The 18,741-nt window shown below is 49.1% G+C and carries 17 protein-coding genes and 1 tRNA gene; 7 read left to right on the forward strand and 11 right to left on the reverse strand.

All coding sequences use genetic code 11. The annotated features are described in order from the left end of the window. Nucleotides 1–4: 4 nt before the first annotated feature. From pnp to rimP, 7 genes are all read right to left on the reverse strand, one after another. Nucleotides 5–2,149, reverse strand: coding sequence for a polyribonucleotide nucleotidyltransferase (pnp, locus tag NT239_01510; GenBank protein ID XGA71543.1), 2,145 nt, complete (start codon nucleotides 2,147–2,149; stop codon nucleotides 5–7). A 234-nt stretch (nucleotides 2,150–2,383) separates the two neighbouring features. Next, nucleotides 2,384–2,653 (reverse strand): 30S ribosomal protein S15, encoded by a 270-nt coding sequence (gene rpsO, locus NT239_01515; GenBank protein ID XGA71544.1) that lies wholly within the window; start codon nucleotides 2,651–2,653, stop codon nucleotides 2,384–2,386. A gap of 84 nt (nucleotides 2,654–2,737) precedes the next feature. Continuing rightward, the gene (truB, locus tag NT239_01520; GenBank protein ID XGA71545.1) at nucleotides 2,738–3,655 is read right to left on the reverse strand and encodes a tRNA pseudouridine(55) synthase TruB; all 918 of its coding nucleotides are present in this window, start codon (nucleotides 3,653–3,655) and stop codon (nucleotides 2,738–2,740) included. Beyond that, nucleotides 3,642–4,025: a 30S ribosome-binding factor RbfA gene (gene rbfA, locus NT239_01525; protein XGA71546.1), complete on the reverse strand. Its 384-nt coding sequence runs from the start codon at nucleotides 4,023–4,025 to the stop codon at nucleotides 3,642–3,644. The genes truB and rbfA overlap by 14 nt, the downstream gene beginning before the upstream one ends. Before the next feature lie 150 nt (nucleotides 4,026–4,175). Beyond that, entirely contained in the window at nucleotides 4,176–6,899 is a 2,724-nt protein-coding gene (gene infB, locus NT239_01530) for a translation initiation factor IF-2 (GenBank protein ID XGA71547.1), read from the reverse strand. A gap of 18 nt (nucleotides 6,900–6,917) precedes the next feature. Beyond that, the gene (gene nusA, locus NT239_01535) at nucleotides 6,918–8,390 is read right to left on the reverse strand and encodes a transcription termination factor NusA (protein ID XGA71548.1); all 1,473 of its coding nucleotides are present in this window, start codon (nucleotides 8,388–8,390) and stop codon (nucleotides 6,918–6,920) included. Between the two features lie 93 nt (nucleotides 8,391–8,483). After that, nucleotides 8,484–8,918, reverse strand: coding sequence for a ribosome maturation factor RimP (gene rimP, locus NT239_01540; GenBank protein XGA71549.1), 435 nt, complete (start codon nucleotides 8,916–8,918; stop codon nucleotides 8,484–8,486). Nucleotides 8,919–9,127: 209 nt separating this feature from the next. On the opposite strand from rimP, the gene NT239_01545 reads away from it, so the two are divergent. The 4 genes from NT239_01545 to NT239_01560 all read left to right on the forward strand — a co-directional run bounded on the left by NT239_01545 (nucleotide 9,128) and on the right by NT239_01560 (nucleotide 13,010). Next, complete coding sequence (locus NT239_01545; GenBank protein XGA71550.1) at nucleotides 9,128–10,795, forward strand: AMP-binding protein; 1,668 nt, start codon at nucleotides 9,128–9,130, stop codon at nucleotides 10,793–10,795. Nucleotides 10,796–10,812: 17 nt separating this feature from the next. Beyond that, the gene (locus tag NT239_01550; GenBank protein ID XGA71551.1) at nucleotides 10,813–11,955 is read left to right on the forward strand and encodes a PilT/PilU family type 4a pilus ATPase; all 1,143 of its coding nucleotides are present in this window, start codon (nucleotides 10,813–10,815) and stop codon (nucleotides 11,953–11,955) included. A 65-nt stretch (nucleotides 11,956–12,020) separates the two neighbouring features. Continuing rightward, complete coding sequence (locus tag NT239_01555; GenBank protein ID XGA71552.1) at nucleotides 12,021–12,365, forward strand: ArsC family reductase; 345 nt, start codon at nucleotides 12,021–12,023, stop codon at nucleotides 12,363–12,365. A gap of 132 nt (nucleotides 12,366–12,497) precedes the next feature. Next, nucleotides 12,498–13,010 (forward strand): class I SAM-dependent methyltransferase, encoded by a 513-nt coding sequence (locus NT239_01560; protein ID XGA71553.1) that lies wholly within the window; start codon nucleotides 12,498–12,500, stop codon nucleotides 13,008–13,010. A 207-nt stretch (nucleotides 13,011–13,217) separates the two neighbouring features. On the opposite strand, the gene NT239_01565 is transcribed toward NT239_01560, so the two are convergent. Further along, on the reverse strand, nucleotides 13,218–14,000 hold the full coding sequence (locus tag NT239_01565; protein ID XGA71554.1) for an inositol monophosphatase: 783 nt from the start codon (nucleotides 13,998–14,000) through the stop codon (nucleotides 13,218–13,220). Nucleotides 14,001–14,071: 71 nt separating this feature from the next. Between NT239_01565 and NT239_01570 the strand changes: the two genes are divergently transcribed. Further along, the gene (locus tag NT239_01570; GenBank protein ID XGA71555.1) at nucleotides 14,072–14,869 is read left to right on the forward strand and encodes an RNA methyltransferase; all 798 of its coding nucleotides are present in this window, start codon (nucleotides 14,072–14,074) and stop codon (nucleotides 14,867–14,869) included. Nucleotides 14,870–14,932: 63 nt separating this feature from the next. Here NT239_01570 and NT239_01575 read toward each other — a convergent pair whose 3' ends face one another. The 3 genes from NT239_01575 to NT239_01585 all read right to left on the reverse strand — a co-directional run bounded on the left by NT239_01575 (nucleotide 14,933) and on the right by NT239_01585 (nucleotide 17,341). After that, nucleotides 14,933–15,289, reverse strand: a complete 357-nt coding sequence (locus tag NT239_01575) for a carboxymuconolactone decarboxylase family protein (GenBank protein ID XGA71556.1) — start codon at nucleotides 15,287–15,289, stop codon at nucleotides 14,933–14,935. A 112-nt stretch (nucleotides 15,290–15,401) separates the two neighbouring features. Continuing rightward, entirely contained in the window at nucleotides 15,402–16,805 is a 1,404-nt protein-coding gene (locus NT239_01580; GenBank protein ID XGA71557.1) for a PhoH family protein, read from the reverse strand. 74 nt (nucleotides 16,806–16,879) lie between these two features. Beyond that, the gene (locus tag NT239_01585; GenBank protein XGA71558.1) at nucleotides 16,880–17,341 is read right to left on the reverse strand and encodes a peroxiredoxin; all 462 of its coding nucleotides are present in this window, start codon (nucleotides 17,339–17,341) and stop codon (nucleotides 16,880–16,882) included. Between the two features lie 151 nt (nucleotides 17,342–17,492). Here NT239_01585 and dcd point away from each other — a divergent pair, with 151 nt between their 5' ends. Next, the gene (dcd, locus tag NT239_01590; protein ID XGA71559.1) at nucleotides 17,493–18,068 is read left to right on the forward strand and encodes a dCTP deaminase; all 576 of its coding nucleotides are present in this window, start codon (nucleotides 17,493–17,495) and stop codon (nucleotides 18,066–18,068) included. Nucleotides 18,069–18,092: 24 nt separating this feature from the next. Beyond that, nucleotides 18,093–18,166: transfer RNA gene (locus NT239_01595), tRNA-Gly, on the forward strand. Nucleotides 18,167–18,741: the final 575 nt, after the last annotated feature.

Here is an 18,741-nt window from a genome sequence, read left to right on the forward strand (position 1 = left end):
AATATTATTCAGCCGCAGGTGCTTCTTCTACCGCCGGAGCAGCCGCTGCCGCCTCATCGTTCAAAACTGCCTTAATCGACAAGCGAATACGACCTTTCTCATCTTGCTCGATCACTTTCACGCGAACGATTTGACCTTCTTGCAAATGGTCAGCAACATTAGCGATACGTTCATTCGCAATTTGGCTAATGTGAACCAAACCATCTTTACCTGGCATGATAGAAACGATCGCGCCAACGTTTTTGTCGAGGATCTTAACTACCGGGCCTTCGTAAACACGGCCAATTTCAACTTCAGCTGTGATTTCTTCGATACGACGACGCGCTTCAGTAGCGCCCTCTGCCGAGACAGAAGCAATCGTAATCGTGCCATCTTCGCTGATATCGATTTGCGTGCCGGTTTCTTCGGTCAATGAACGAATTACCGCGCCGCCTTTACCGATTACATCACGAATCTTCTCTGGATTGATTTTCATCGTGTACAGACGTGGCGCATGCTCGCTCACTTCTTCACGAGCGCCATCCAGAGCGCCTTTCATGATGCCGATGATATGGATACGGCCTTCTTTAGCCTGATCCAAGGCAACCGACATGATCTCTTTGGTAATGCCAGTGATCTTGATGTCCATTTGCAGCGCAGTAATACCGTTTTCTGTACCTGCCACTTTAAAGTCCATATCACCCAGATGATCTTCGTCACCCAAGATGTCCGACAATACCGCGAACGCGCTGCCTTCTTTGATCAAGCCCATTGCGATACCCGCAACGTGGTTTTTCATTGGCACACCCGCGTCCATCAAGGCCAAGCACCCGCCACATACCGACGCCATTGAAGACGAACCGTTTGATTCAGTAATTTCAGACACCACGCGCATTGAGTACGCGAAGTCTTCTTTACTTGGCAACATTGCAACCAAGGCACGTTTAGCCAAACGGCCATGACCGATTTCGCGACGTTTTGGCACGCCTACACGGCCCGTTTCACCCGTCGAGTACGGTGGGAAGTTGTAATGCAGCATGAAGTTATCAGTGTAACCACCATGCAATGCATCAATCTTCTGCTCATCCAGCTTGGTACCCAGCGTTGCAGCCGCAATCGCTTGCGTTTCACCGCGAGTAAACAACACCGAACCGTGTGCACGTGGCAATACGCCAGTGCGGATAGAAATTGGGCGTACAGTGCGGGTATCACGGCCGTCGATACGCGGCTCACCATTCAAAATTTGGCCACGAACGACTTCAGCTTCCAAGCCCTTGAAAATTGATTTGATTTCATTAGCTTCGAGCGTACCGGTTTCTTCAGTAATCAACGCAGCTTTTACCAAAGCCCAAGTTTCGTTAATTTTCTGAGTACGGGCTTGTTTTTGGCGAATCTTGAACGCTTGCGCAACGCCTTCAGCGGCGATGGCGCGTACTTTAGCGATCAACTCTTCGTTCTTAACTGGCGCATTCCACTCAAGCAATTCTGGGTTAACTTCATCAGCCAACTCGTTAATTGCATTGATCGCCACTTGCATTTGTTCGTGACCGAATACCACCGCGCCCAACATAATGCTTTCAGACAATTCGTTGGCTTCAGACTCAACCATCAATACCGCTTGACTAGTACCTGCAACAACCAAGTCCATTTGGCTATTTGGCATTTCAGACAAGTCTGGACACAATACGTATTCGTCGTTGATGTAACCCACGCGTGCAGCGCCGATTGGGCCGTCAAATGGCACACCTGACAAGACCAGCGCGGCAGAAGCACCGATCATCGCAGGGATATCTGAATCAACTTCAGGATTAATCGACATCACCGTCGCGATGATTTGGATGTCGTTATAGAAACCTTCAGGGAACAGAGGACGGATAGGACGGTCGATCAGACGACTCGTCAGAATTTCTTTCTCGCTAGGCTTACCTTCGCGCTTAAAGAAGCCCCCAGGGATTTTACCAGCAGCATAAGTACGCTCTTGGTAATCAACGGTCAACGGGAAGAAGTCTTGACCTGGCTTCACATCACGCGCAGCAACCACAGTCACCAGAACGCAAGTGTCGTCCATGTTAACCATAACCGCGCCAGAAGCTTGACGTGCGATTTCACCAGTTTCGATGGTGACGTTGTGTTTACCAAAGGTAAAAGATTTGCTGAATTTATTGAACACGTTCTGTCCTTTTTCAATGTATCTGCGACCAAGATAATGTTTTATTGCTGCGATGGGGGTCAGCCATAGTCTTCATACTGCCGATGACGATGCCCAAGGCCGATTCCGGCACAACTAGCCTTTGCCCCACCGCCGGAATCGCTATTGGGTGAAAGCAAAGAATTTGAATTGGATTAGAAAAACAGGGAGCAGAAATGAAAAAGTCGCAGCTTTAGGCTGCGACTTTGAGCTGAATTACTTACGCAGACCCAGCTTAGCAATCACGTTGCGGTAGCTGTCTACGTTAGTGCGTTTGAGGTAGTCCAACAAACGGCGACGACGAGAAACCAATTTCAACAAACCACGACGAGAGTGGTGATCTTTTTTGTGTTCTTTGAAGTGAGGCGTCAGATCGTTGATGCGTGCAGTCAACAATGCGATTTGAACTTCAGAAGAACCAGTATCGCCAGCAGCGTGTTGGAACTCTTTAACGATTTCAGCTTTTTGTGCAACAGTTACAGTCATTTTACTACTCCATAAAAGGCAGCCAGATGGCCACCATAGACAAGCTAAATTGAGCATGACCCCAACAAAGCTCCATTAGCTGCTTCAGGACGCAACTTGCGCCGTAGACAGCAGACGTTTGGATCGCAGCACGCCATCAGCGCCCACTTCACCCAAACCGATAAACCGTGCATTATCCTGCTTTTGCGCGGCGCCGTAAAGTTTTACTTCACCCCGCACGTCGGTCTTGGCATCCCGCACAGGCATGCCGTGACAGATTTTTTCGACCTGCTCGTCACTTAAATTCATGCTCGGTAGATTGCTCAATAAAGAATCGGCGGACAAGAGCAATTGCTCACGCGCATCCATTTCCAACGCAATGAACTCATCCAGCGAAATCGCATCTTCGAGTTTAAATCCACCGGTCAGCGTTCTGCGCAAACCTGTTAGGTATGCACCGCAACCCAAAGCCTCACCTAAGTCCTGAGCCAATACCCTAATGTACGTACCTTTCGAGCAACGCACATCGATCACTAAGTCAGGAGCTTGATACGAAATAAGCTCGATATCGTAAATCGTAATCTCGCGTGATTTACGCTCCAACTCGATACCCTCACGGGCATATTCGTACATCGGTTTACCAGCAACCTTGAGCGCGGAATACATCGGTGGAGTTTGCTGAATTGGACCAATAAACTTGGCAATCGCCGCCTTAACCGCATCAATAGAATCAGGCGCCACACCAGTTACGGTAATTTCACCTTCGGCATCCAAGGTCGTCGATGTCTCGCCAAATCGCACATGAGCACGATAAGCCTTATCCGCATCCAACATGCGCTGGGCAAATTTAGTCGCCTCGCCAAAACACAGCGGCAACAAACCCGTGGCATACGGATCGAGCACGCCAGTATGGCCGCCTTTTTCTGCCTGCAGCAACCAGCGGCATTTATTCAAAGCGCCAGTACTACTAAAACCAAACGGCTTGTCGAGCAGCAAAACGCCGTCGAGTTTACGCTTGGCCATCGTCGTCTTGCGCCTTTGGCAAATCGTTTGCTTCTTGAATCTTGCGCGCCAAATTCATGCCGTATTCAATCGACACGTCATATTCAAAGTGCAACTCAGGCATTTTGTACAAAGAAATACCGCGTGAAATTTGCGCGCGCAAAAAGCCTTTTGCACGCAATAGCAAAGCAGCGATTTCGTCACGCAAAGCCTCATCACCCATAAAGGTGTAGAAAATCTTAGCGTGCGAGTAGTCGCGCGTCACTTCAACGTCGGTGATCGTGATTAGCGATGCTTGTGGATGATCCAACTCAGCACGAATCACTTGCGCCAAATCGCGCTGGATTTGCTGCGCCACGCGATCAGCACGGGTAAATTGCTTATTAGCCATATTTTTCCGCATATTTTAGGCGCCGCATCGTTTCCAAATACCGACTTAGCGCGCGGTTTATAAAATGCAAAAAGCGCAAGCACCGATCGTTTGATCCGCCTTGCGCTATATCAGCGGAGCCAGCTCAGCTAACTCCGCCCTTTTCACCGATTACAATGTACGAGCAACTTCGATCACTTCGAAGATTTCCAACTGGTCGCCCACTTGCAAATCGTTGTAGTTCTTCAGCTGCAAGCCACACTCAAAGCCGGCTTTAACTTCTTTCGCTTCATCTTTAAAGCGCTTGAGGTTTTCCAACTCGCCAGTATGGATAACGGTGTTGTTGCGCAGTACGCGAACGCCTGCTGAACGTTTCACCAAGCCTTCCATTACCAAGCAACCTGCAATCGTGCCGACTTTAGATACGGTGAAGACCTGACGGATTTCAACCATACCCAAGATTTGCTCACGACGCTCTGGCGCCAACATACCTGACAAGGCCGCTTTCACGTCATCAACCGCATCGTAAATGATGTTGTAGTAACGCAGATCAACGCCTTCAGCTTCAGCCAGCTTGCGCGCAGCCGCGTCAGCACGGACGTTAAAGCCGATAACCACAGCTTTCGATGCCAAGGCCAAGTTAACGTCAGACTCAGAAATACCACCCACCGCGCAATGCAGAACTTGAACGCGAACTTCGGCGGTCGATAGTTTTTGCAAGCTTTGCGCCAAAGCCTCTGAAGAGCCCTGTACGTCGGCTTTGATGATGATAGGCAAGTTTTGTACTTCGCCTTCGGCCATCTGAGCAAACATGTTTTCCAGTTTTGACGCTTGCTGGCGAGCAAATTTCACATCACGGAATTTACCTTGACGGAACAAGGCGATTTCACGTGCTTTCTTCTCGTCAGCCAAGACCATTGCGTCTTCACCAGCGGCCGGCACTTCTGACAAGCCCAAGATTTCCACTGGAATTGAAGGGCCTGCTTCGTTAATTTGCTTGCCGTTTTCGTCGAGCATCGCACGAATACGACCGTAAACTTGACCTGCCAATACAGTGTCGCCCTTGCGCAATGTACCAGACTGAACCAGCATCGATGCAACAGGACCACGGCCTTTATCCAGACGAGCCTCGATCACGATACCTTTAGCTGGGCCATCAACTGGCGCAGTCAATTCCAATACTTCAGCTTGCAACAAGATTGCGTCGAGCAACTCGTCAATACCCAAACCTTTTTTCGCCGAAACTGGCACGAACTGGGTTTCACCACCCCATTCTTCTGGCACAACTTCTTGCGCCACCAGTTCTTGCTGAATACGCTCAAGATTGGCTTCAGGCTTATCGATCTTATTGACTGCAACCACAATCGGCACACCCGCCGCTTTCGCGTGGTGGATCGCCTCAATTGTTTGCGGCATTACGCCGTCGTCGGCCGCAACCACCAAGACCACGATATCCGTCAATTTCGCACCACGAGCACGCATCGCGGTAAACGCTTCGTGACCTGGCGTATCGAGGAAGGTAATCATGCCCTTGCCGGTTTCAACGTGGTAAGCACCGATATGCTGAGTAATACCACCCGCCTCACCTGCAGCCACTTTCGCGCGACGAATGTAGTCAAGCAGCGATGTTTTACCGTGGTCAACGTGACCCATCACAGTAACAACTGGTGCGCGCGAAATTTGTGCGTGATCTGATTTCTCTTCGTCGCCCAAATAGGTCTCAGGATCGTCCAGCTTCGCCGCTTTCGGAATATGGCCCATTTCTTCAACGACGATCATCGCTGTTTCTTGGTCCAGCACCTGGTTGATCGTCACCATCATGCCCATTTTCATCAGCGTTTTTACAACTTCAACGCCTTTAACCGCCATCTTGTGCGCAAGATCAGCTACAGAAATGGTTTCTGGCACATCAACTTCATGCGTTACTGGCTCAGTTGGGGCCTGGAAGGCGTGAGCATTATTATCATGCTGCTGCGACTGTTTTTTGCCGCCTTTTTTACTCTTCCAATCATTACCCGTATCGCCGCCACGCGTTTTGATACCTTTTTTATTACGACCATCGTTCCAGCCGCCTTTTTCATCCTTCTTCGGAGAATTACCAGCTTTTTTATCGGCTGGTTTAGCCGCAGCCGGTGCTGGCGCAGCTTTTTCTGGCGCTTGCATTGGCGTGTCTTTCGGACGTCGGAAATCTACGCGCGCACCGATACGTGGGCGATCATTCTCATGACCTGGCTTCACATGTGGCTTCACCGCAGGCTTAGCAGCGGGAGCAGGCTCAGCCTTCACTTCTGGCTTGGCTTCTACTTTTGCCTCTTCCTTCGCTTCAACTTTAGCCTCTGGTTTTGGCTCAGCTTTCGCTGGCGCTGGCGCAGCTTCTACTTTTGCTTCAACTGGCGTAGCAGCAACTTCAGCCTTAGCTGGTTCAGCAGCTTTGGCTTCGCGATTTTGCTTGGCGCGCATCTCGGCAGCTTGGCGCTCAGCCAATTCGTTTTGGCGTTTCGCTTGCGCTTCACGAGCTTGGCGTTCAGCCTCATCAATCACAGGGGCTGATGGCGCAGTTGCAGCTGGCGCAACAGGTGCAGCTTGTGCTGCTGCCATTACTTCAGGCGCAACAACACGCTTTTTGCGCACTTCAACTTGAATTGTTTTGGCTTTACCAGTCGCGTCGGTTTTGCGAATTTCAGTCGTTTCTTTGCGTGCAATTGTGATTTTCGGTTTATCACCAGCAGCGCCGTGCTTTTGTTTCAAATGATCCAGCAAACGCGCCTTATCTTCAGCCGTCAATGTATCTTCAGCATTGCGTTTTTCAACGCCAGCCGCACGCAATTGCTCGATTAACTCTTGCGTCGGCATTTTTAATTCAGCAGCAAATTGGCTGACTTTGGGTTCACTCATAGATTACTCTCCCGCGCCTTAAGCGAACCAATGTTCGCGCGCTTTCATGATTAGTTGTTTGGCGGCTTCTGCGTCGATACCTGTCATTTCAGTTAATTCATCGACAGCCAACTCTGCCAAATCATCACGGGTATGTATGTCGTTCTCAGCCAATGTAGCAGCCAAGTCTGGCGTCATACCTTCCAGCGTTTTCAGGTCTTCCGACTGGTGCTCCAGTTTTTCTTCACGCACAATCGCTTGCGTTAGCAAAGCGTCACGTGCACGAGAGCGCAGCTCGTTTACGGTTTCTTCATCAAACGCTTCAATTTCCAACATCTCGTTCAACGGCACATACGCCACTTCTTCTAGCGTATTGAAGCCTTCCTGAACCAGTACATTGGCCACATCTTCATCAATATCGAGCGCTTGAACAAACAAGGCACGCACTTTGGTGAATTCTTCTTCGTGTTTTTGCTCGGCCTGATCCACGGTCATGATGTTCAGTTTCCAGCCAGTTAGTTCGGCTGCCAACTTCACATTCTGACCACCACGACCAATCGCCATCGCTAGATTGTCTTCATCAACCACTACATCCATGCTGTGATTGTCTTCATCAACGATGATCGAGTTCACTTCGGCAGGTGACAACGCGTTAATCGCAAACTGCGCTGCATCGCTCGACCACAACACGATATCAACGCGCTCGCCAGCCAATTCATTGCTAACGGCATTGACACGAGTGCCGCGCACGCCGATACATGTACCTTGTGGGTCAACACGCTGATCGTTCGACTTCACAGCGATTTTGGCACGCATACCAGGGTCGCGCGCAACGCCTTTTAGCTCGATCAGGTTGTTTTCGATTTCTGGCACTTCCAATTCAAACAACTTGGCCATAAATTCAGGCGCCACACGGCTCAACACCAATTGTGGGCCACGACCCATGCGGTCGATACGTAACAAGAACGCTTTAATGCGATCGCCAACGCGCAAATTTTCTTTTGGAATCATCTGATCGCGCGGCAAAATGGCTTCGAGCTTACCCATCTCGATAATGGCATTGCCACGTTCGATGCGCTTAATGCTGCCAGAAATAATGTGCTCACGGCGCTGCAAAAAGTCGTTCAGATTTTGCTCGCGCTCAGCGTCACGGATTTTTTGCAAAATCACTTGCTTAGCCGCTTGCGCGCCTATGCGACCAAATTCGATAGGCTCTAACTCAACTTCCCACACATCGCCGACTTTCAAGTCTGCGCTGTAGTCTGGCGCATCAGTAATAGCGATTTGGCGAGAAGGCTCTTCGTGATCGTTATCTTCAACCACTTCCCATACTCGGAAACTGCGATGCACGCCGGTTACACGATCAATCGAAACGCGAATTTCAACTTCTTCTTCGTAACGTTTTTTTGTAGCAGAAGCCAGCGCCATTTCTAATGCGCCAAAAACAACTTCTTTTGCAACATTCTTTTCGTGCGCAAGTGCTTCAACGAGCACTAGAATTTCACGATTCATTGATATTTTCCTCCGGCGTCATGCTGTGCCAAATAGTCGGGCAAACTGAAAAACTGCGGTGTAAAGCGAGCGGCCATTGAAATTGCAGCGGGATTAAAACTGCGGCTCAATACGCACACGATCAATCTGTGACAGTGGCAGATTCAAGACCTCACCATTCACATCAACCACCACACACTCATCGACCAAACCCTTAAGCTGGCCAACCAAATTGCGACGGCGATCCGGCAGCGGCAAGCGCAGCTTTACTTTCACCATCTGTCCGGCAAATCGTTCAAAATCAGCCGGCTTTTTAATTAGACGATCCAAACCTGGTGACGACACCTCCAAGCGCTCGTAAGGGATTTCTTCCACCATAAACAAACGCGTCAAGTGATTACTCACTGCAACGCAGTCGTCAATGGTTACGCCGCCATCTTTGTCGATGAAAATGCGCATCAAGCCATTTGCACCGAGCTCAAAATCGACCAGCTCGTAGCCCAAACCCGGCAGGGTGCTATCCAACACTGTCTGTAAATTAACCGCCATGTATCTTTTTTGCTCCAGAAACAAAAAATGGGCTGCAATACCTGCGCCCATTTGTAAGCACTCCCCAGCCCGCGCACTAACACGGAACTATGAGATTTTTTTCGATTCTAACAGAAACTCTCAGCTAACGAAACACCACTTACTCGCAAATCAGTTGAATTAAAACGCCGTTTGCCCCTACATTAGAAAAGTCGCAAGGAGATTACCCGATGAGTACCCAAGAAAAAGTGTGGTTGGCCAACTATCAAACAGGCGTAAGCGACCAAGTTCAACTGAATGAATTCGCATCCATCCCAGAAGTCATCGAGCAAAGTGTAAAAAAATTCGCCGACCGCGACGCGTTTATTAATATGGGCAAAGCCATTAGCTATCGGGAGCTAGACACCCTCTCCGCCCAGTTTGCCGCATATTTACAACAAGTACTAAAACTACCACGCGGCTCACGCGTTGCGGTGATGCTGCCCAATTTACTGCAATATCCGATTGCCATTTTCGGCATTTTACGAGCGGGTCATGTAGTGGTAAATGTTAACCCACTCTACACACCACGCGAACTTGCACACCAGTTAATTGATTCAGGCGCCGAAACCATCGTTATTCTGGCCAACTTTGCCCACACACTTGAAGGCGTTATCAGCCAAACTCATGTCAAGCACACCATTGTGTGCGAAATTGGCGATTTACTGGGCTTTCCAAAGCGACTCATCATCAACGCAGCAGTCCGCTACATCAAAAAAATGGTGCCTCAATATACCCTACCTGGGCATATTATTTTTAACCAAACATTAAGTGATGGCAAACAGCATGCCCTTGAAAAAGTAAATCTAAACCACTCAGACCTAGCCTTCTTACAATACACTGGCGGCACCACTGGTGTTGCCAAAGGTGCGATGCTAACGCACGGCAATATCGTCGCCAATATGCAGCAGGCGCATGAATGGATACGTCCCCGCGTCGAAGAAGGCAAAGAAGTCATCATCACCGCACTACCGCTTTATCACATCTTTTCACTCACAGCGAACTGCATGGTGTTTAGCAAAATTGGCGCAACGAATTTACTCATCACCAACCCACGTGACATCCCCGCGCTCGTTAAAACCATCGCGCAATATCCGGTCACCTGCATGACAGGCGTAAACACCCTGTTTAACGCCATGCTCAATAACGCAGAATTCTGTAAGCTAGACTTTTCCAAATGGAAACTGGCACTGGGCGGTGGGATGGCAGTTCAACGCGCAGTAGCTGAGCGCTGGAAGAAAGTAACCGGCGTCACACTCGCAGAAGCCTATGGCTTAACTGAAACCTCGCCGGCAGCGATAATCAATCCCATCAACATTAAAGAATACAATGGCATGATCGGGCTACCCATCCCACAAACGGATGCGGAAATACGTGATAACACTGGCGCCGTACTCCCCGCCGGCCAAGCTGGCGAACTCTTTTTACGCGGACCTCAAGTGATGCTGGGCTACTGGCAAAGGCCAGAGGAAACCCAAGCCGTACTCGGTGAAGATGGTTTTTTAGCCACTGGCGACATTGCGGTCATGCACCCAAGCGGCTATTTCCAAATTGTTGATCGCAAAAAAGATATGGTGCTGGTATCGGGCTTTAATGTTTACCCAAATGAAATTGAAAATGTCGTAGCCGAGCTGGACGGCGTACTTGAAGTGGCCTGCATTGGCGTGCCTGATGATAAAACTGGCGAAGCGGTCAAAGTCATTATTGTAAAAAAAGACCCCAACTTAAGTAGCGACGCAGTAATCGATCACTGCCGTAAGAATCTAACTAATTATAAAGTACCGCGCATTGTTGAATTTCGTGAAAGCCTACCCAAATCAAATGTGGGTAAAATACTGCGACGAGAATTGCGCGAATAATACACAGAGGATTTGAAATGAACTTACTGCCCTTCTTTAAGCTGATGGCCGAAAAGAGTGCGTCCGACCTTTTTTTGGCTGCGAATTCGCCGATAGTCATTAAGATCTCAGGCTCGTGCCACCCGGTAAACAATCAAGTCCTCAGCGCAGAACACGTCAAGCAACTGGCCTACCAACTCATGGGGCCTGAACGTGTCATCGCTTTTGAGCGCGATCTTGAACTGAATATGGCCTACCCAGTGCCAGAAATCGGCAATTTCAGGATCAACGTGTTTAAAAGCCGCGGCACGGTTGCCCTAGTGGCCCGTTACATCAAACCGAAAGCCGACACCCTTGAAGAGCTTTCAATGCCAGCGCTATTGAAAGACTTAATCATGGAAAAGCGCGGCATTATTTTGGTCGTCGGCGCGACGGGCTCGGGTAAATCGTCCACGGTTTCAGCTATGCTCGAGCATCGCAACGAAAACCATAGCGGCCACATCTTAACGATGGAAGACCCGATCGAGTTTATTTACACCCACAAAAAATCACTGGTTAACCAGCGTGAAATTGGCACCGACACGCACAGCTATCACGACGCGCTGCGCAACGCGATGCGCGAGGCGCCGAATGTGTTGATGCTGGGTGAAATTCGCGACCAAGAAACGATGACTTACGCGATGCAATATGCGCAAGCTGGTCACCTGTGTATTTCCACACTGCACGCCAACAACAGCTACCACTCGCTCAGCCGGATTGTGAATTTCTACCCGCAAGAAGCGCGAGAATCACTGCTGTACGATATGTCGACCTCACTCAAAGCCATCATCTCGCAACGGCTAGTTCGCACCAAAACCGGCAAACTCAAGCCAGCCGTCGAAGTAATGCTCAACACCAACCGCATCGCCGAGCTCATTCGCAACGGTCAATTAGCAGAGATCAAAGACGCCATGGAGCAAACCCTAGCGGAAGGCTCACAAACCTTCGAGCAATCTTTGTACCGCATGTACCGCGCCGGTGAGATTGAGCTAGACGAAGCGCTACGCAACGCCGACTCTGCAACCAATTTGTCGTGGATGGTCAACAACGCGCAATCGGTTGCCGAGCAAGAAGAAGCCAAAAACAAAGCCGCCAGCCAGAAAGAATCTGACGACTTAAGCTTTGATATGCCTTTGCATTAAAATAACCGTACAAACTTAACTCATGCGTGGCCATCAGCCACGCATTTTTATTTCAAGAGAACACGATGAAACTCTTTGGCATCCCCAACTGCGACACCGTCAAGAAAGCCCGCGCATGGCTCACCGTCAATGGCTTTGAATACGAGTGGCACGATTTTAAAAAACAAGGCCTGAGCGCCGAGCAAGTGCAACAATGGACAGATGCAATTGGTTGGGAAGTGCTGATTAACAAGCAAGGCACAACTTGGCGCAAACTGGATGCTGCAACAAAAGCTAGCGTTATCGATGCTAACAGCGCCATTGCGGTGATGATTGCCAATCCGTCCATCATCAAACGCCCGGTCTTGGTGACCGACACACAAATGCAAGTTGGATTTAAGCCAGAGCTGTATCAAGCCTTGTTAAAGTAATCATGGGGTATATTGATAGGGGCTATTTTTAACAGGGCTCACCAATCAATACATCGCACTTCAGCTTTCGGCCAGAAGTGGTCAAACGCCATAAAGTAGATGCCCAATTAATTTAAAATATAAGCAATAAAGATGCACAGCGAAAAAAAACAACATGAAAATCAAGAAGCCATTTGGAATACGTTGGCTCCATCGGTGGCGTTTTCAATCGAGCCTGATTTCTACAATCTTCAAAGACTTGTATCAAAAAAATCTCGCGTGCTTGATTTTGGTTGTGGCTATGGCCGAGTTGCAAAAAAATTAAAAGACTGTGGGTACAAAAATATCATCGGAATAGATTCATCATTAGAGATGATAAGGCGAGGCATAACTGAATACCCAGAACTAGACCTCCGACATGCAAAATCCAGCCAGTCACTGGTAGACCATGGGAAATTTGATGCGATAATTTTCTGCGCAGCCCTGACTTGCATGCCGGAATCCAACATCAGGAAATCCTCGATTGAAATGGCACATAGCATGTTGACTGACGACGGCATTATTTATTGCTGTGAATTCGCCAGAAATTCAAACACAGAATATTCCAATGATGGGTGCTTTGAATCTGGAATCGGGATAAAGATGAAGCATTTCCTAGTTGACTAGCTGTCTACTGAACTCAAGGGCTTTAAGAAAATTAGCCTTTCGGTCGAAATAACATCGACCATTTCTGGTTCATTAGCACAATCGATTCATTACTTTGGCAAGAAAATATCTTTGATTTAAAGGGCAGCTCAGGGTCGAAAGCGGCCTGCACCAACAAGAAAAAGCCGACCCAAGGTCGGCTTTTTTTATATTTCAACGTAGCAGCAATTATTTCAAATGGCCGCGAATCAACGACAGCATTTGACCAAACACGCGAGGCGTACCACACAATACGTCGCCTGATTCGAGGTATTTCTCTTCGCCGTTCAAGTCAGTCACCAAACCGCCAGCTTCTTGCACGATCAAGGTACCTGCAGCGATGTCGTGCAGTTTCAGATCGAATTCAAAGAAACCATCAAAACGGCCGCAAGCCACATAGGCCAGATCCAATGACGCAGCGCCAGGTCGGCGAACGCCAGCGGCTTTTTGTGCCATGTCGCGGAAGATATTTAGATAAGTTTCGAGGTTTTCAAAGCGGGTGTACGGGAAACCGGTGCCAACGAGGGCATCCGACAATTCGCGTACTTTCGATACGCGGATACGGCGATCGTTCAAGAATGCGCCAACACCGCGCGTGGCAGTGAACAAATCGTTGCGATTTGGGTCATACACCACAGCTTGCGTAATCACGCCTTTGTATTCGAGCGCGATGGAGATCGCGTATTGCGGGAAGCCATGCAAGAAATTGGTCGTACCATCGAGAGGATCAATAATCCAAACGTAGTCAGAATTGCCGCGTGAACCCGACTCCTCTGCTAGAATCGCGTGATTCGGATAGGCCTCAAGAATGGTATCGATAATCGCTTGCTCTGCAGCGCGATCTACTTCGGACACAAAATCGTTGTGACCTTTCTTTTCAGGGGTAATCAAATCCAGATTATTTGACGCACGTTGGATAACGGTCGCAGCACGGCGCGCAGCGCGCACCGCGGTGTTGAGCATTGGATGCATGGCTTCTCAATTTAAAAGAACGTAATTAAGGACGTATTCTACCCGCCTCTGGCGTCGGAATAAACCCAACAATGAATAAAGAAATCAAGAAAAATCTCTATCAAGGCACGGAAACCGATTGTTTAAGTAAAATTCGGGTCGTTTTGTCGCACACCAGCCACCCTGGCAATATCGGCTCGACCGCCCGCGCAATGAAAACGATGGGCTTAACTGATCTATACCTGATCAACCCAAAAGAGTTTCCCTCTGAAGTCGCCACCGCTTTAGCTTCGAGCGCCGATGATATTTTGCAAAACGCCAAAGTCGTCAGCAGCATGGCCGAAGCATTGGAAGGTACGACGATGCAAGTGGCGCTCACCGCACGTCGCCGCGAGCTATCGCAACCGCTGCAAACGCCGCGCCAGATCGCACCGGAAATCATCACCACCGCTCGCAAAGCCGCAGCTGAGCAAATCAGCAATGTGGCGCTGGTGTTTGGCGCCGAAACCAGCGGATTAACGATAGACGAGCTATCGATGTGTAGCGATCGAGTCACAATCCCGACCAATCCGAATTATTCCAGCCTGAATTTATCGCAAGCAGTGCAAGTGCTGACATACGAGCTGCGCACGAGCTGCTTTGAAACCGACTGGGTGGACGTGCAGCATTTGCAAGAAGATCGTGATTTGGCCACGCATGAATCACTTGAAAAGCTGTTCGAGCATATGGAAGAAGTGTTACTGAAAATCGGCTTTTTGCGCCCGCATGCGCCAAAACGCCTAATGCCACGGCTGCGCCGCTTGTATGTGCGCGCCGAGCTTGAACGCGAAGAAGTTGATATCTTGCGCGGTATTTTGAAGGCGACGACCGAGTTCGATCGAAAACCTTAATACTTTGCGCGGTATATGGCTGCAGGCATTATTGATTATTGCCTACAGCCTTATACCCATTTATTAGCTAGCTGCTTTTTCACCGCCGTATTCTTCATACGCCAGCAGCGCTTCGGCGCCGGTCATCATGCTCGGCCCGCCGCCCATATACACGGCGACTTGCAGCATTTCCAAAAATTCCGCGCGTGTCACGCCCAGCTTTACACACGCTTGCGCATGAAAGCCCAAACAGCCTTGGCAGCGCGCTGCAATCGCAATCGCCATCGCCATCAGCTCTTTATTCTTTTTGCTGATCGCGCCGTCGGTATGCGTCGCCTTCGTTAAAGCGCCAAATGCTTGCGCGGTATCGGGGATTTCTTTATTAAATTCACGCAACTTGCCGCTAATGTCGCGCACGATTTGATGGTATTGCTCGCTCATGTTCTGCTCCTGATTATTAATATACAAATTAGTATACTATTTTGTCTCGCCACTCATTTTGCGCCAAAACAAAAGCCGCACACTTCTGATGCGCGGCTTTGGCAAAATAGCATTACAAAACTTCAGCGGCGTAATCAGCCAAACGTGAGCGTTCTCCGCGGGTTAAGGTGATATGGCCCGAATGTTCCCAGCCCTTAAATCGATCGACCACATAGGTTAAACCGGACGAGCCTTCGGTCAGGTACGGCGTATCGATCTGGCTGATATTCCCCAAACACACCACTTTCGTACCCGGCCCGGCGCGCGTGATCAGCGTTTTCATTTGTTTCGAGGTTAAGTTTTGCGCCTCGTCGATGATTAAAAATTTATTCAAGAAAGTGCGGCCGCGCATAAAGTTAAGTGATTTCACTTTAATGCGCGAACGAATCAAATCACGCGTTGCCGCCCGCCCCCAATCGCCCGCTTCTGAATCAGTTTGATTGAGCACATCCAGATTGTCTTCCAGCGCCCCCATCCATGGCAGCATTTTTTCCTCTTCTGTACCGGGTAGGAAACCAATGTCTTCACCAACCGGCACCGTCACGCGCGTCATAATGATTTCGGTGTAGATTTTCGATTCCAGCGTTTGCGCCAAGCACGCCGCTAAGGTGAGTAAGGTTTTGCCGGTACCGGCTTGTCCTAAGAGCGAGACAAAATCGACCTCGGGGTTCATTAATAAATTAAGCGCAAAGTTTTGCTCCCGATTGCGCGCGGTGATGCCCCAAATGGCATTTTTTTGGTGGCTGTAGTCTTTCAGGCTTTCGATCAACGCCGTTTTGCCATCAATCGACTTCACCCGCGCTTGCAGCGGCGTATCGCCGGTTTGATACAGCATCTGGTTTAAATACAACTCGGCCACATCGGGGCCCTTGATGCGCCAATAGCTGCGCCCGCCTTCTTGCCAGCTCTCCAAATCTTTACTATTGCGCTCCCAAAACTTTTGATCGATCTCGCGCATACCGTTGTACAAAAGATCGGTGTCTTCGAGCACTTTATCGTTGAAGTAATCTTCCGCCGCCAAACCTAAGGTGCGCGCTTTAATGCGCATATTGATGTCCTTAGACACCAATATCACTTCGCGCTTGGGTTGCATCGCCTGCAGGTGGTGAACGACGCCAAGGATTTGATTATCGGCCTTACCCATGGGCAATTGAGAAGGCAGCACGCTGGTTATTGCTTCAGTTTGCAAAAATAAGCGTCCGCTCGCCTGCCCTTTGCTGGCCTCTTCGAGCGATACACCGTCATACAGATTGTGCTCCATGCCCGCGACCAGTTCCTCCATAAAGCGGCTGGCTTGCCGTGCATTGCGAGCGACTTCGGTCATGCCTTTTTTGTTGGAATCTAGCTCTTCCAAAGTCATCATCGGTACAAATAAATCATGCTCTTGAAACCGATACAGCGACGTTGGGTCGTGCATCAACACATTTGTATCCAGTACGAATAGTTTGCTCAGTTTTGCTGATTTTTTCGCCGCCATGATGCATCCTCCCGTTAGATTACCGACTGTGGAACAAAAAAACGGCCAAACTCACAAGAGATTGGCCGTTTTTTTCACTTCAAACTCGTCACAAAGTGAAGCACCTCTGCAACATGGTTGGGGACTTTTACTCCCCGCCATTCCTTCAGTATCTCGCCAGCAGCGTTGATTACAAAGGTACTGCGTTCGATACCCCGCACTTGCTTGCCATACATATTTTTCATCTTCATCACCCCAAAGCCTTCGCAGGCTTTTTCTTCCGGATCTGAAATGAGCTCAAACTCCAGCGCCAATTTAGCTTTAAAGTTTTCGTGACTTTTAATGCTATCGCGCGACACGCCAAATACCGCAGCGCCTGCGGCTAAAAATTGGGCGTGATGATCACGAAAATCAGCAGTTTCGGTCGTGCAGCCTGGCGTATTGTCTTTTGGGTAAAAATAAATCACCGCATAAGGCGTGGACAATTGCGCTAAATCGAATTGCCCTTCATTGGTGGTTGGTAAATGCTGAAGTGCCGTGCAGGAGGCAGAACTCATGAATTCTCCAAAATTCTTACTAAAAATGCTTTAGTTCATTGTCGACAATTGTGGGCGTTGAAGCAAGTTTCAATACCGCGTCTGATTGCACTTAGCTAAAAGCTGCTTTGCTAGTACAATACGGGCAAAATATTTACAGGCGTGTGACAGCATGAGTATCAAGTCAGATAAATGGATTCGCCGCATGGCGCAAGAACACGGCATGATCGAGCCGTTTATTCCCGGCCAAGTTAAAGAAGTGAATGGCGAGCGGATTGTCTCTTACGGCACATCAAGCTACGGATACGATATTCGCTGCGCCGATGAATTCAAGGTCTTCACCAACCTGAATTCAACGATTGTTGACCCAAAAAACTTCGACGAAAACAGCTTTGTTGACGTATCGGGCAAAGGCTACTGCATCATCCCGCCCAATTCATTTGCACTGGCGCGTACAGTGGAATACTTCCGCATCCCGCGCAACACGCTCACTGTGTGCTTGGGCAAATCAACGTACGCGCGCTGCGGCATTATCGTGAACGTCACCCCGTTTGAACCGGAATGGGAAGGCTATGTGACGCTAGAGTTTTCCAACACTACGCCGCTGCCCGCCAAGATCTACGCCAACGAAGGTGTCGCACAAGTATTGTTCTTTGAAGCGGACGAGGACGACATCTGCGAAACCAGCTATCGTGACCGTGGTGGCAAATACCAAGGTCAGCACGGTGTAACACTACCGAAAACTTAAATTGCTGTTATAATCTGCACTTTCGCGGGCGTCGTATAATGGTAATACCCTAGCTTCCCAAGCTAGAGCCGTGGGTTCGATTCCCATCGCCCGCTCCAACAACACAAGACAAAGCCTTGTTTTTACAAGGCTTTTCCAAAACAACACATCACTACCCCCACAAATCGCCCCCACTTTTGAGCTGTTCACACAAATGTGGCGTTTCGATTTACACAGCCGTTGTTACGCAAATCAAATTGAAGGTGAACCTACCTTCAAACCCCAGACGAACTATCCTACACATAGCGTCATCGGCACAACCAGTTGCGTGAAGCGATTTAAGATCACTGCACGCACTCGTGACTCTGCCTCCTGATGATCAAAGTCCCATGTTGTACTCAACAAATCTCGGGAAGTAAATTAAGTTGTTTTTCCTTGATGGCGGATGTGTCGCCAGGACTGGGGAAATGAAAGACCGAAAACCATCTGGTAGCAGCCTTCGGCGTATCTGAGTCGAGCTAAAGCTGTTCGGAAAAGCTAACTTTGCCATTCTTCCTGAATTCTAACGCGTCTAATTAACCCAGGCCGGTTCAGCACTCAAAAATATTTCCGATCAAAGCCTGATGGGTTTCGGATGTTCATTTTTCAACCATACTTGCTGTACCTAATTTTTCAGTAGTTTCACAACAAAGCA

The sequence above is a fragment of the Chitinibacter sp. SCUT-21 genome, assembly GCA_041874755.1.
Lineage (GTDB): Bacteria > Pseudomonadota > Gammaproteobacteria > Burkholderiales > Chitinibacteraceae > Chitinibacter.